Source organism: Enterobacter sp. MGH 24 (assembly GCF_000493015.1).
GTDB lineage: Bacteria > Pseudomonadota > Gammaproteobacteria > Enterobacterales > Enterobacteriaceae > Enterobacter.
The window spans coordinates 830949-845136 of the sequence record NZ_KI535657.1 but is presented as its reverse complement, the minus strand read 5'-3'; the positions used below and the strand labels follow the sequence as shown (position 1 = coordinate 845136).

Here is a 14188-nt window from a genome sequence, read left to right as displayed (position 1 = left end):
GATGAGCCGCTATCAGCCTCCGTTCACCATCACACCCTTTATCCTCAATCAGGTGGTTGAGATTGGTGAGCTATTGGGGCACTGGGCGGCACATTCAGGTAGAGCTTCGCCACTTCTCCGTAAAGAGAACCGTATTCGAACCATTCAGGCCTCGCTGGCCATTGAGCATAACTCGCTGACGACAGGGCAGGTGACGGCAATCATGGATGGCAAACGCGTGCTTGCACCTGAAAAAGATATTCAGGAAGTACGTAATGCTATCCTGGCATATGAAAAATTGCCCGAATGGAAGCCCTGGAAGCTCAATGACTTACTCAGCGCGCACCGATTATTGATGATGGGTCTGGTCGATCATCCCGGAAAGCTCAGAAATGGGGACGTAGGGGTGTACCGTGGAAACCAGTTAGTCCACATGGCTCCGCCTGCCTCGCAGATGAACCGCCTTATCGACGATCTTCTTTCCTGGCTTAAGCAAACCGATCTTCACCCGCTGATTGCCAGCTCGGTATTTCATTACGAGTTTGAGTTTATTCATCCCTTTTCGGATGGAAATGGCCGCATGGGGCGGCTGTGGCAAACGCTGATCTTAACCCAGTGGCGTGCAGAGCTTGCATGGCTGCCCGTTGAGACACTCATTCACTTCCAGCAAGCGCGCTATTACCAGATTTTAGGACAATGCGATCGGGCCAGTGATTGCACGGCATTCGTGGCGTTTATGCTGCAAAATTTGGCCGAAGCTTTGCGGGAAAGCATCGATATGACATCCATTATGTCGGAAAAAGTGTCGGAAGAAATGTCGGAAAAGGAAAACACTATCCTTGAGCTTCTTACCGTTCAACCGCAAATGACTGCGGTGATGTTGGCCTCTGTATTGGGCGTGACTTCCCGCACCGCGGAACGCTATCTCCATTCTTTGCAAACAAAAGGTAAATTAAAACGCCTGGGGGCAAGGAAAGGGGGAAGCTGGCAGGTTATGGCTTAACCTGCCAGCCGAACACTTTTTATTTTCCTGGCACCGCCTCAAACACCAGCGTTTCCAGCGGCTGCAGCGTAATCACCACCGCGTTTTTATACTCCTCCGGTACGGTTGAATTACTGCCGTACACCGCTTTCAGACTAAACTGCGCCGCGTTTCCCGTCGGGATTTCGAAATCTTTCGCCAAATCCAGGTAGTAGCTCTGCGGCTTATCCGACGGGTTACGCAAGCCGAGAATCGCTTTGTCCTTGCTCCAGGATGCCCAGCCGTAAACCTGCAGCGCGGTTGGATCGCCACCAATCCAGTGCGTATCTACCAGCACGCTGGCGTTATCCCGGGACCACTTCGCCGCCTGCGCAAGGGTATCCCACTTCGCCTTGTTCAGCATTGAAGGGGTGATATACAGCTCCTGCAGCTGCGTGCCGGTCGCGAAGTAGCTCCAGACCTGATCGGCAAAATCGCTGTCCGTTTGTACTTTCTCCAGTCCGTAATAGGCATTTTCCGCGCTGACGATCCCGTGGTACATCAGCGAGTTCAGCGGGAACAGCGGGCCTTTACGCACGATGGAGCGGTATGTTTCCGCATCGCGGTAGGTCATCCACTGCTGCACCGGCGTGCCGGGGCCGTACAGGTTGATGTCATCCCCCTGGCGCCAGATTGAATCAGCGTAGAATAGCCAGGACGGGCTGGCGTTGGTACCGGTCGTCAGGTTGATAAACAGATTCGGGTTGGCGCTGCGCATGTTATGCAGCAGAGCGATAGAGGCGTCAAAATCCGAGGCGAACGGGCTGCCTTTAATGTGTGAGTTGGCATTACCCATGCCGTCCAGCTTGAATGAGGTAATGTGTTCGTTTTTGATAAGCTTAACGATCTGCTCATTGAAGTTCTTAAAGTAGTTCGGCCCTGACAGCGCCAGCTTTCCATCGACGGTTTCGAACCCATACTCTTTTGCATGCGAGACGCGCACGTCGCGCGGTTTGTTATATCCGCCCCACGGCGAGAGCCACAGTCCGACCGAGCTGTGCAGGCTGTCGGCTTTTTCCCGTACCTTGCCAAAACCGTTGCTGAATGCCGGGCCAAACAGCCAGCGCCCGGTAAGGTCGTCCCAGCCGTCATCCAGCAGGAAGGCGTCCAGCGCCACGCCGCGCCCGGAAATAAACTCTTTATTCCACTCGTCCATCCGTCTCAGCACATCCTGCTCGGTGTACGGATTGAAAAAGCCGATATCCATCCAGCTGTTGTAGTGCAGGTAAGGCTTGTACGGCCGCGGACGCACGGCATCAATAAACTGGTTCACGCTGCGGCGCAGCTGGCTGATTTCCGGGAAGGTGCCGAACCAGGTGGTAAAGCTGACCGGCGACTCTGGCTGGATCGGCGTTTTCAGCTCTACGTTGAGATTGGTGGTCGCCTCATAGGCGTACGTGTTAACGATGGGCTTGTCCGGCAAAATAAAGAATGAATCAGCCACGATCGGCGAGCTATTGATCGCGCCGTCAACATAGGGCGCCTGAGACTGCTTTTTCGTCGGGAAGAAGGTAATTTTCGCCACCTCTCGCGGCTGGCCGACTGCGGCAACGGTGTAGTCGATGCTAGCGTATTTTCCCTTCACCAGGTTCAGCTTCACCGTCACGTTAAAGTCCGGATGGGTAAAGTCAATGACAATCACGTGGTCCTGCTTTTCGACGTGCTTAATGGTGAAATCCGCGGTGTGGATTTTTGTCTCGTCCGGCAGCGTCAGAAAAAACAGCTCCTGCGGCGTGAGTGGATGGTTTGCCTTATTGTCCTTAACCACTACCGTTGAGTTTGCATCATCAAACGACAGAGCGATATTGTCGTTATTGAGCGCGTAGTTGGCGGCCAGAGCACTATGAGAAACAGAGAGAGCCAGCAGCGAGAGAGTGAGCACTTTTTTCATCGGTTAAGATCCTAATCAGTAATGCTTCAGCATTCGGTTGATGGATTGTTCCAGCCAGTAGCGCTGGGTGCCGAAGTTAATCCGCAGGTAGTTTTCGCCGTTTTGCACGTAGTGGCTGCCGTCTTCAATCACGACACCGGCCTGTTGGGCGAAATGTTGGGTCAACTCTGTGGCGCTGCGGTCGTCGGCGCTTACGTCTATCCAGGCCAGATACGATGATTCCGGGTTCATCATCTTCCACGCCGGGAAGTGGGTCTGAATAGCGTCCGCAAGGTAGCGGGCGTTCCCTTGCAGATACCCGTTCAGCGCGTCGAGCCACGGCAGACCGTGCTGGTAGGCGAGAATAATCCCCCATACGCCGAACATATTGGGTGAGGTAATCGAGTTCTTTTCAAGCTGCTGGCGGAAGCGCTGGCGTAGCGAATCGTCCGGGATCATGGAGTAGGACGTTTTCAGCCCGCCCAGGTTGAAGGCTTTATTTGGCGACGTCAGCACGATCAGGTTGTCCAGTGCGGCACAGCCCGAGGTCAGACAGCTGACGAATGTGCCGTCCAGAATGTGCTCAGCGTGAACCTCATCGACAACCAGAATCGTGCCGTAGCGTTTACAGAGATCGGAGACCTGGCGTATCTCATCCGCGCGCCAGATCCTGCCCGAGGGGTTATGCGGCGAGCAGAAGAACCACAGTTTTGGACGGTGGGTTTTGAGCTGATCTTCAATCAGATTAAAATCCAGCTGATAGCGGTTATCCTTCACGCACAGCGGGTTGGCAAGCACCCGAACGCCCTGGCGCTGCGCCGCCATCGCAAACGGATCGTAGACCGGCGTGTTCATCATCACGCTGTCGCCAGGCGAGCAGAACGCCTGGACCGTGTAATGCAGCGTGGAGACGGTGCCGTAGGTCAGCGTGATCCACGACTTCTCCACCTCAACCTGATGACGCGTGCGCTGGAAGGTCATCACCGCGTCGTAAAATTCGTCGAAGCACCAGGTATAGCCAAAGGTGCCGTGCTCAACGATGCGCTGGAAGCCTTCAATAACCGCCGGCGGTGAGGTGAAGTCCATATCTGCGATCCACAGCGGGATAAACCCCTGCGGGACATCACCAAAGCGTGAGCAGACAAACGCATGATCCCATTTACGGCACTTATCGCTTTTACGCTCGATGATTTTGTCGAAATCAAACACAACAACCCCCTGTTAGATTAAGGCTTCAATGCCGGTTTTGACGCTCTGCACCTGCGGACCGATGATCACCTGAACGCTGTGAGCATCCAGCACCACCACCGACAGGGCGCCCGCCGCTTTCAGCGCCTGCTGATCGATAAGCCCCATCTCCTTCACGACCAGGCGCAAGCGGGTGATGCAGTTGTCGAGCGACTCGATGTTCTCTTTGCCGCCGAGCGCGCGCAGGATAAGCCCGTGATCGTATTTCGATTTCCCACGCGCGCGGGTGTTGGCTTCGACGGCCTGCTGCGCACCCTGCGCGTCCACTTCACGTCCCGGCGTCTTGATATCGTGTTTGAGGATGTACCAGCGGAAGACGAAGAAGTAGATGGCAAACCAGGCGATACCGACCGGGAACAGCAGATACCATTTGGTCGACATCCCCTGCATCACGCCGAAGATCAGCAGATCCAGGATCCCGCCGTCGGTGTTGCCGATGGTTACCCCCAGCAGCGCCATCACCATCAGCGCCAGGCCAGACATCACGATATGGAAGGCGTAAAGCGCGGGGGCAATAAACAGGAACAGAAACTCAATCGGTTCTGAAATACCGGTGACGACGGAAACCAGCACGCCGGAAAGCAGCAGCCCCTTAATCACCGGGCGGTTTTCCGGGCGCGCGGTGCGGTAGATGGCGTACGCCACGGCAGGCAGGCCAAAGATAAAGGTCGGCATAAAGCCTTGCGACAGAAACGCGGTAACGTGCGGGCTAAACGGCAGTCCGGCTTTCAGCTCGGCGTAGAAGATATTCAGCGCGCCGGCCACTTCATGACCGTTGACCATCTCAATGCCGCCTGCCGGCGTGAAGCGCACCATCGCCAGCAGAATATGGTGCAGACCAAAGGGTTTAAGCAGCAGCACGCCTACGCCGTACAGGAACGGTCCGAAAACGCTGGTGCTCTGGATGATATGGCCAATTCCGGCAATCCCCAGCGCGACGTATTCCCACAGCAGCGGGATAAACAGCCCGACCAGCGACAGCGTGAGGGCAGTAATGATGGGCACAAAACGAATGCCGCTAAAGAAGGCAAAGGCGTCATGCAGCACCGTGTCCTGAAAACGCTCGTGCAGAAAGTAAGTGATCACCCCTACCACGATGCCGCCCAGCACGCCCATCTCCAGGGTCTGGATCCCCAGCACGATCGATTGTCCTACCTGTCTCATGGTGGCGGCGTCGGCAAGCTGGTGGGTGGCGGTCAGGTAGTAGTTGATGCTCATGTTCATCAGCATATAGCCAACAAACCCGGCAAAGGCGCCCACGGCCTTGTTGCGTTTGGCAAGACCCATCGGGATCGCCATGGCAAACATCAGCGGCAGATAGGTAAAGGCGAACCCGCCCACCATGGCGATAAAGCCAAAGGTCAGCTGCGTTAACTCACCGCCCAGAAAGGGAAAGCTTTTAATAGTAGAAGGGCTGGTGACGGAGCTACCGATACCCAGCAGCAACCCCATAAAGGCCAGCAGAGAGACCGGGAACATAAACGTCTTTCCCAGGCTTTGGAAAAATTCCCACGCTTTCGATTTAAACGACTTTTCCTGTGTCATGTAGGGACTCCTCGGATTTTTAGGATAATGGAAGGCGCTGTCCGGCTTAAGGACGCGCCTTCATATTTGCGAGGCTTATAGTTATTTTTTAGGTATTGACGTAATGCGCGATGGGATCAGGCTTCGGCAGGAAGCAGGAGCCGGTTTGCCGAGCCGCAAACGGCGATCTTGCTTCTGACCACCTCTTTCATGGCGTCCATGCCGACCCGCATGTAGAAGCGCGGATCGTTGCCCTGCGGGTTTTCGGCAAACCAGGCTTTAACCGCGTCAGAGAAGGCGATTTTCAGCTCGGTGGCCACGTTGACTTTGCACACGCCCAGCTCGATGGTGCGGCGAACAAACTCATCCGGCACATCGCTCGCGCCGTGCAGCACCAGCGGCACGGTGACCACTTCGCGGATTTCCGCCAGCCGCTGGAAGTCAATTTTCGGGCGTTTGGTATACAGGCCGTGCGCGGTGCCGACGGCGACGGCAAGGCTATCGACGCCGGTCAGTTCGACGAAGCGTTTCGCCTCCTGCGGATCGGTGAGGAACGCGCTTTCGGCGTCCACGCTCATGTCATCTTCCACGCCGCCCAGGCGGCCCAGCTCGGCTTCGACGCTGCAGTCGTTGAGGTGGCAGAAATCGACCACCGACTTCACCAGCTTCACGTTTTGTTCAAACGGATAGTGGCTGCCGTCGATCATCGCGCTGCGCACGCCCGCGTTCACCTTGCGGCGAATATCGTCCAGCGATTCGTGGTGATCGAGGTGCAGCGCCAGCGGCATGTCGTAGGTGTGGGAGTATGCGCTGCACAGGGCGTAGATCTCTTCCAGCGCAATATGCTTAAAGGTGCCCGGCGTGCCCGCGAGGATCACCGGCGATCGCATTTCGCTGCACGCTTCGAGGATCGCCTGGATCGTCTCCGCGTTGTGGATGTTGAACGCCGGCACCGCGTAGCCTTTTGCCTGCGCGTCCTGCAGAAGATATTTCGTTGAGATAATACTCATATTAAGATCCTCTTAAGCCTGCCACGGATGAATAACAACGCCCTGCACCACGCGGTTGACCGTCCCGCTGGCGGATGGCGTATCGGGCGTATTGCCCACGCTGAGGGACTGGGACAGCGCAAAGACCTGGGCATACATCAGGAAGCAGAACGCCTGTTCCATATCGATAAACGGGCGGGAAGGCGGCAGCAGGATGTGCGGACCCGCTTCAATAACCGGATCGTTCTCAGCGGCGATGGCGACGACGCGCAGGGCCTGGCGATCGCGGCGCAGCTCGGCCAGCAGATCCAGATCGTACTGACGCGTATACGGATGGCTGGAGATAAACACCACCACCAGCGTTTCGCTATCAACCAGAGACTTAGGTCCGTGACGGAAGCCCGTCGGGGAATCGTAAAACGCCGCCAGCTTGCCCGCCGTCAGCTCCAGCACCTTCAGCGCCGATTCGCGCGCCGCGCCCTGCAGGCCGCCGCTTCCCAGATACACGATCCGTTTCCATGGCTCGCTGCCAAAGACGCCGTGGCTGAAATCACCGAGCGTAGTGAGGATCGCCTGACAGCGATCTGCCACGTCGCGGAAGGTGTGGCTATTGATCGTTTCCGGCGCGAACACCGCCAGACAGCTTGCCATCATGGTGGTAATGCTGCTGGTCATCGCGAACCCGCGATCGTGCGTTTCGGCAGGCATCAGCAGGGCACAGGCGTTATCGCTGTCGACGGCGTTCTGGTACAGGCTCCCCGCCTCGTTACAGGTAATCGACAGGTGGTAGCACTCCGGCACGAACTGGTTTGCCAGCTCGACGGCCGCGACGCTTTCCGGGCTGTTGCCGGAGCGGGCAAACGAAATCAGCAGCAGCGGATGCGCAGGGCTGAAGTAGTCCATCGGGTTTGTGACCAGATCGGTTGTCGGGACGGCAGTGAAGTTTTTTCCGGTGTAGCTCGAAAGCCATGGCGCAATGATATCGCCGATAAAGGCGGACGTGCCCGCGCCGGTCAGGACGATCCGCAGATCGTCCTTGCGCAGCAGCGGCGTCAGGAAACTGTCGATCGAAGCACGCAGGTTATCAATATTGTTGAGCGAGCGGATCCAGCTGGCAGGCTGCTGGCGGATCTCTTCCTCGGTCCAGGTGCCGGTTGTGGCGGCGGTAGTGGTTTGTGGCATAACTCAGTCCTTAGTCGTGTGAATTCCACATCAGACGCTGGCAATCGTGTCGCTATCTTTCGTTTCGTTTCACTTGTTCTCTTAAGCAGTTAAATAAAATCTATAGAAAAGAAATCGAAACTTCAATGGGAGAAAAGAAATAAAACGAAAAGTGTGATCGTGAAAGGAAAGGGAAAATTTAAGGAAAGGAAAAGAAAGGCCTTACGATCGGGTGCCGTAAGGCCAACAGGAGACACAATGAAAGGGCTAAAGGGGGAGAACCTGGCCCTGAATCCAGATCTGCTGGAGGTGTAAACCCCCGTCCAGCGCAATGATATTGGCGCGTTTACCCCGGGCTAAGGATCCGAGCTGACCGTCAATGCCCAGCAGCCGGGCAGGGTGCAGCGAGGCCATATGGATAGCGTCTTCGGCGGTTACGCCCGCATGCTCCACCATATTCCTGACCGCGGCATCCAGCGACAGCGTGCTGCCCGCCAGCCCGCCGGAGCCGGTTCGAACCACGCCGTTTTGCATTGAGACCTCTTCACCACAGAGCGTATACCGTCCGTCCGGCATACCTGCCGCCTGCATGGCATCGGTAATCAGCACCACGCGATCCTTCGCACAGCAGCAGCATAAGCGCATCGCTCCCGGATGGACGTGGTGCCCGTCGGCAATCAGCTCCAGCCACGCCCGTTTGTCCGTCAGCCCTGCGCCGACCATGCCGGGCTCTCTGTGATGCAGCCCCGTCATGCCGTTGTAGCAGTGAACCAGCCCATCGGCACCCGCATCAAACGCGGCGAGAGTTTGCCGGTACGTGGCAGCGCTGTGGCCCAGCATCACGCGTATACCGCGCTGTTTAAGATGGTGAATCGCCTGCAGCGCGCCGGGCTTTTCTGGCGCGAGCGCCACTACCCGCAGCGTGCTCTGTGAAACGTCAACCAGCCTGTCCAGCTCGGCGATATCCAGCTCCCGGAACAGCTCCGGCGGATGCGCCCCTTTGTTCTGCGGCGTAAAGTACGGTCCTTCCAGATAACTGCCCAGGACCTGCGCGCCGGGTCCGCCGGACTGACTGCGCCGGGCGATACGCATCAGCGCGGCGTAAATACTTTCCAGCGGCGCGGTCACGGTGGTGGGCAGAAATGCGCCCACGCCTTCGCGGGCTTTATGCATCGCCAGAGTGTCCAGCACGCCGGGCGCATCATCCATGACGTCCACGCCCGCACCGCCGTGGACGTGCGTATCGATATAGGCCGGGCAAAGCAGCTCCGCATCGCGCGTCGTAACGCCCGCCGGGATGGGTTCAATCGCTGCAACCGCGCCGTTTTCAATGCGTAGCTGGTGGTCGTCCAGCCAGCCCTGTTCGGTAAGGATCCGTCGTGCGCGCAGCACCTGGCTCATATCCCTTCCTCGGCAGGGGCTTCCTCGCGACAGCGCCCCAGCTCGTCCACCAGGCTCGTCAGGCCGCGGTGTCCGCACTCCAGCGCCTGCAGACGAAACGCTTCGCTGCTTAATCCGTCGCGCTCCAGCACCATCTCCAGCAGCAGCTGCAGGTTGGTGCCGGTGATCACTTCGCTGCCCGGCCTTTGCATCGCGAGCGTTGACGCCACGCGAAACGGCGTGCCGCCGAGCAGGTCGGTGAGAAACACAATATCGTGCTGCGCATCAAGTTCGCTCACCGCCTGCTCAAGCTGAGCGGTCAGCCGCGCGGTGGTGGAGGTTTCCGGGAAATCGATGGCGATAAACTGCGGCTGCTCGCCGAGGATCTGCTTCATCGCCTGCTCAAGCCCGCTGGCAAACCCGCCGTGACCCGTCAAAATAATGCCTAACATCGCAACCTCTTTGCTTTTACAGGAAGTGACAGAATTTACCGACAACGCCCAGCAGCACGGTGATACCGATTAGCCGCAGCGGGCTCCAGCCGCGGCGAACCAGCCAGAACATCGTCAGGGTGTAGACCAGCGGCAGGAACGCGGGCATCAGCTTGTCGATGACGTCGGCCTGCAGTTTGACGACCGCATCACCCGCCTTGATTTCCAGCGTGGTATTGAGGCGGACGTAGGTTGCCACCAGCGCGCCGATCACCGTCATCCCGACGATAGACGCCGCGTGGCCGACCTTTTTGGTGTTGGCTTTAATCAGCGGAATGGCCGCGACGCCCATCCGGTAAGCGTAGTGTGCCAGGCCAAAACGCAGGCCGAGGTGTACCACGTTAAACAGCACGATAAAGACCACCGCGCCCAGAATCGAACCCTGCAGCGCCAGGCTGGCACCAATACCGCCGCAGATGGGCAGCAGGGTCAGCCAGAACATGGCGTCGCCAATACCGCCAAGCGGCGCGCCGACGGCAATTTTAGTGCTCTGGATGCTGTTCACATCCTGCTTGGATCGCTCCATCGCCAGAATGATGCCGATAACAAAGGTCACCAGGAACGGGTGGGTGTTAAAGAAGCCCATATGGCCTTTCATCGCCCGCGCCAGGTCCCGCTTGTTGGTGTGGATCTTTTTCAACGCGGGCAGCAGCCCGTACAGCCAGCCGGAGGCCTGCATACGTTCGTAGTTAAACGAGGCCTGCAGCAGCATGGAACGCCAGGCCACGTGGTTGATATCCTTTTTCGTCAGCTCGGCACCGATGTTCTGGTCTTCGTAGACGTTTTCATTCACGCCGGTCAGCAGCGTCTCTTCGCTTTCAGACACGCCCGGCAGGGTGGTGTGGTTAGATGCCATCTTCGAATTCCTCTTTCTGAGCGGCGGGAGCCGTCGGTTCAGGTGATTTACGCATCAGGTCGATCAGCGCCATGGCCAGCGCGGCTGCCGCAATCGCCAGCACCGGAAGCTTGAGCCAGGCGGCGGCGACAAAGCCAATAATGAAGTAAGGGATGTAGACGTTTTTCATCATGATCTTCAGCAGCACGGCGAAGCCGATGGCTGGCATGATGCCGCCCGCGACGCCGAGGCCGTCAATCAGACGCGCTGGCAGAACGTCAATGGCGGTTTTCGCATGTTCCGCACCGAAGTAGATCGGCAGGAACGCGCACAGAAAATAGAAGATGCCGAGCGCCAGCAATGCCAGATAGTTAACCCGTTCAATACCGTTTGTATCTGCATTGGCCGCCATGCGATCGCAGCGTGACATGACGCCGGACATCACCGAGAAGAGGAACGTAATCCCCATCTGAACCGCAACGGCAAACGGCACGGCGACGCCAACCGCAACTTCTGGCTTCACGCCGGTGCTGATGGCAAATGCGGTACCCACGATGGTGCCGATAATGACGTTCGGCGGCTGGGCACCGGCGAGCGGGGCCAGCCCCATCCAGACCAGCTCTAACGTACCGCCGGTCAAAATGCCGGTGTGCAGATCGCCCAGAATCAGGCCGACCAGCGGCCCGAGGACCACCGGGCGGTGCATGTGCGTTAACCCGTTAAACATATCCAGACCGGCGATAAAGGCGAGTATGCCCAACCCCAGCGCCTGCAACAGACTGATTTCCATTGTGAATCCCTCAGAGCAGTTTAAAGAGATCCAAAGCAGTTTCTGTCGGAACGCCCTGAACGAAGCATTCCACTCCGGCCGCTTTCAGGCCGTTGAACGCGGCGATATCGTTCGCGTCGACAGAGACCGTTTTGGCAATTTGTTGTTTGCCACTGGCGTAGTGCATGTTTCCGACGTTAATACGGGTGATGGGCACGCCGCCCTCAACCAGCTTCAAAAAATCGGCGGGTGATTTGCAGACCAGCAGGATTTTCTGGCGGTCAGCGGCGCGGTGAATGTTGTCGATCACTTTTTGCAGCGACCAGAAGCGCACGGCGATCCCTTCCGCGAGCACCATTTCCATCAGGTTCTGTTGAACCGGATCCTCTGCGACCTCATCGTTAGCGACCAGCACCAGGTTTGCCCCCGCAAACCCCACCCACTGTACGCCCACCTGACCGTGGATCAGGCGTTCGTCGATGCGGCATAAAACAATGTTTGGCATAGCGTTTTCCTCATTTTTTAATTATGCGTTTTGAGTCGTTACGCCTTCGCAGGCGGCGTGGTACTGCTGGAGTATGTCCTGAATGTGGTCGATGATGAGTTCCCGTGGCGTTGACTTGAGAGCGCCCTCGCGAACTTTGCCGTACTGCAACGGCAGGTACTGGCTGATCAGCGGCAGAGGAATAGGCTCGTCTGCCAGGTTACGCACCAGCCGTTCAAAGGCGTTGTCGATCTGGCTGTCCGGCCAGTAGTAGCGCACGCGGTCAGAGTAGCTGTAGCCGCGCGCCAGGCGACGCGCGTTGCCGTCACCGTGGTAATGGCTTTGCCAGTATTCCGGGCGATCGAGCATGACGTTTTCCAGCACGTGACGCAGGCCCGAGCTGGCTTTTGCCGGCAGCAGTTCCTCTTCTATGGCGGCCAGCGAGAACAGCGCTTCGCGCAGGGCGAAGGTCAGGGCGGGGCCAACTTTCAGAATCGCAAAGTGATCGTTGACCAGCTGACGCAGCGCCTGCGGCGTCTGGTAGTCGGTGGAGTGGGCTTCAAACACCAGCGTATCGTAGGCTTCAACCATTTTGCTCAGGGCAACGGCTTTCTGCGGCTGATAGTCGCAGACGTGCGCGTGGTCGAACTCCACGCCAGGCTGGACCACCAGACCAATAATGCGCGGCCAGATGTCGCTTAATCCTTCCTTTTCGAACGCGTGACGATGCGCTTCAAGCGTCGCGCGCGTCGCGTCTGGCGTGGTGACCTCAAGCTCGGTGAGCGTGTCGTGCGCGCCACCCGGCACCGGAACCTCCGTGCCGATAACGTAGACCAGATCGGATTCACCAAACTGCTCGCGACAGGTCGCTTCGGCGATCTTCGCCAGGTGTGCGGCGCGTGCGGCAACGATCGCATCGTTCAGGGGAACGGGGTCGTCCTCGCAGGACATGCTGCAGTCGAGGTGGATCTTTTTGAATCCGGCAGAGACATAACTTTTGATCAGATCGTCTGCATTGGCCATCGCCTGTTCCGCAGGGAGATTTTGCCAGCGGTTGGGGCCTAAATGATCGCCGCCGAGGATCAGCTGTGACGTCGGGAAGCCGAGCGACTCGGCCAGCTGGCAGACAAATCCGTGAAAATCCGCAGGCGTCATGCCGGTATAGCCGCCAAACTGATCCACCTGGTTGGAGGTGGCCTCGATCAGCAGCGGCGACTGATGCGAATGCGCGTAACGAATGGCAGCTTCAAGTACCAGCGGATGTGCGGAACAGACGGCATAGATCCCGTTTGCATTCCCTCGTTTATGGTGTTCCACCATTTCTGTCAGATGTTTCACTTTCCTCTCCATTTCGGATGGTAATGACACTTTTCTTTCGTTTTGTTTCATTTAATCCTGCATCATGGTGATATAAAAATAAAACGAAAGATAATGGTTTTCCGATCTGTTTCACAAAAGAAACATAATGAAAGGTTTCAGCGCAGGTTAAGCGAATGTCCGGCGGGCTTTCAGGGCTTGCATTCCCCCAAAAGAAAGGCGTTAATAGGCAAAACGAAATAAAACGAAAGTGTTTTTACTAAGGAGCTCGCATGGGCAGCACCGATCCATCCGCAGAAAAGCGCATCACCGGCACCAGTGAAAGGCGAGAGCAGATCATTCAGCGGTTGCGGGCGCAGGGAAGCGTGCAGGTTAACGATCTGTCTCATCTGTACGGCGTATCGACGGTGACGATCCGCAACGACCTGGCGTTCCTGGAGAAGCAGGGCATTGCCGTTCGCGCTTACGGTGGGGCATTGATTTGCGAAGGCACCATGCCGGGCGCTGAGCCTTCCGTGGAGGATAAAAGCTCGCTGAATACGGCGGTGAAGCGCAGCATCGCGCAGGCCGCTGCTGCGCTGGTCAAACCCGGGCACCGTATTATTCTGGACTCCGGCACCACAACGTTTGAAATCGCCCGTATGCTGCGACAGCATACGGATGTCATTGCCATGACCAATGGGATGAACGTGGCGAATGCGCTGCTGGAGGCGGAAGGCGTTGAGCTGCTGATGACCGGCGGGCACCTGCGCCGCCAGTCGCAATCCTTCTACGGCGACCAGGCGGAGCAGTCCTTACAGAATTATCACTTCGATCTGCTGTTCCTGGGCGTTGACGCCATCGATCTCGATCGCGGTGTGAGCACGCATAACGAAGACGAGGCCCGCCTGAACCGCCGGATGTGTGAAGTTGCAGAGCGTATTATCGTCGTGACCGACTCCAGCAAGTTTGACCGCTCCAGCCTGCATAAAATCATTGATACGCAGCGGATTGATATGATTATCGTCGACGAGGGGATCCCGACGGAGAGTCTGGACGGGTTGCGTAAAAGCGGGATCGAAGTGGTGTTGGTGAAGGGGTAGTTTCTCTCCTCACCCTAACCCTCTCCCCTATGGGGAGA

The 14188-nt window shown here is 57.4% G+C and carries 13 protein-coding genes; 2 read left to right on the top strand and 11 right to left on the bottom strand.

Annotated features, from left to right (window positions below; translation table 11 throughout):
- The first annotated feature begins 1 nt into the window (after position 1).
- On the top strand, positions 2-982 hold the full coding sequence (locus tag L370_RS17830; protein WP_023333570.1) for a Fic family protein: 981 nt from the start codon (positions 2-4) through the stop codon (positions 980-982).
- 19 nt (positions 983-1001) lie between these two features.
- On the opposite strand, the gene L370_RS17835 is transcribed toward L370_RS17830, so the two are convergent.
- The 11 genes from L370_RS17835 to kbaZ all read right to left on the bottom strand — a co-directional run bounded on the left by L370_RS17835 (position 1002) and on the right by kbaZ (position 13101).
- A complete protein-coding gene (locus tag L370_RS17835) occupies positions 1002-2891 on the bottom strand; it encodes an alpha-galactosidase (protein ID WP_023333569.1) in 1890 nt (629 codons plus the stop codon).
- Positions 2892-2906: 15 nt separating this feature from the next.
- Positions 2907-4079 (bottom strand): MalY/PatB family protein, encoded by a 1173-nt coding sequence (locus L370_RS17840; protein ID WP_023333568.1) that lies wholly within the window; start codon positions 4077-4079, stop codon positions 2907-2909.
- A gap of 12 nt (positions 4080-4091) precedes the next feature.
- Positions 4092-5663 (bottom strand): maltose/glucose-specific PTS transporter subunit IIBC, encoded by a 1572-nt coding sequence (malX, locus tag L370_RS17845; protein WP_023333567.1) that lies wholly within the window; start codon positions 5661-5663, stop codon positions 4092-4094.
- A 116-nt stretch (positions 5664-5779) separates the two neighbouring features.
- The gene (gene kbaY / locus L370_RS17850) at positions 5780-6652 is read right to left on the bottom strand and encodes a tagatose-bisphosphate aldolase subunit KbaY (RefSeq protein ID WP_023333566.1); all 873 of its coding nucleotides are present in this window, start codon (positions 6650-6652) and stop codon (positions 5780-5782) included.
- Positions 6653-6664: 12 nt separating this feature from the next.
- Positions 6665-7813: an SIS domain-containing protein gene (locus tag L370_RS17855; RefSeq protein ID WP_023333565.1), complete on the bottom strand. Its 1149-nt coding sequence runs from the start codon at positions 7811-7813 to the stop codon at positions 6665-6667.
- A gap of 246 nt (positions 7814-8059) precedes the next feature.
- On the bottom strand, positions 8060-9193 hold the full coding sequence (nagA, locus tag L370_RS17860) for an N-acetylglucosamine-6-phosphate deacetylase (protein ID WP_023333564.1): 1134 nt from the start codon (positions 9191-9193) through the stop codon (positions 8060-8062).
- Complete coding sequence (gene agaF, locus L370_RS17865; protein ID WP_023333563.1) at positions 9190-9624, bottom strand: PTS galactosamine/N-acetylgalactosamine transporter subunit IIA; 435 nt, start codon at positions 9622-9624, stop codon at positions 9190-9192. Before agaF ends, nagA begins: the two co-directional genes overlap by 4 nt.
- 16 nt (positions 9625-9640) lie before the next feature.
- Complete coding sequence (gene agaE, locus L370_RS17870) at positions 9641-10519, bottom strand: PTS N-acetylgalactosamine transporter subunit IID (protein WP_023333562.1); 879 nt, start codon at positions 10517-10519, stop codon at positions 9641-9643.
- A complete protein-coding gene (agaW, locus tag L370_RS17875; RefSeq protein WP_023309308.1) occupies positions 10509-11288 on the bottom strand; it encodes a PTS N-acetylgalactosamine transporter subunit IIC in 780 nt (259 codons plus the stop codon). The genes agaE and agaW overlap by 11 nt, the downstream gene beginning before the upstream one ends.
- 10 nt (positions 11289-11298) lie before the next feature.
- Positions 11299-11772, bottom strand: a complete 474-nt coding sequence (agaV, locus tag L370_RS17880; protein WP_023333561.1) for a PTS N-acetylgalactosamine transporter subunit IIB — start codon at positions 11770-11772, stop codon at positions 11299-11301.
- A 21-nt stretch (positions 11773-11793) separates the two neighbouring features.
- Positions 11794-13101, bottom strand: coding sequence for a tagatose-bisphosphate aldolase subunit KbaZ (gene kbaZ, locus L370_RS17885; protein WP_032666676.1), 1308 nt, complete (start codon positions 13099-13101; stop codon positions 11794-11796).
- Positions 13102-13340: 239 nt separating this feature from the next.
- Here kbaZ and L370_RS17890 point away from each other — a divergent pair, with 239 nt between their 5' ends.
- Positions 13341-14150 carry a DeoR family transcriptional regulator gene (locus L370_RS17890; RefSeq protein ID WP_023333559.1) on the top strand — a complete coding sequence of 270 codons (810 nt, stop codon included), beginning with the start codon at positions 13341-13343 and terminating at the stop codon, positions 14148-14150.
- Positions 14151-14188 lie beyond the last annotated feature (38 nt).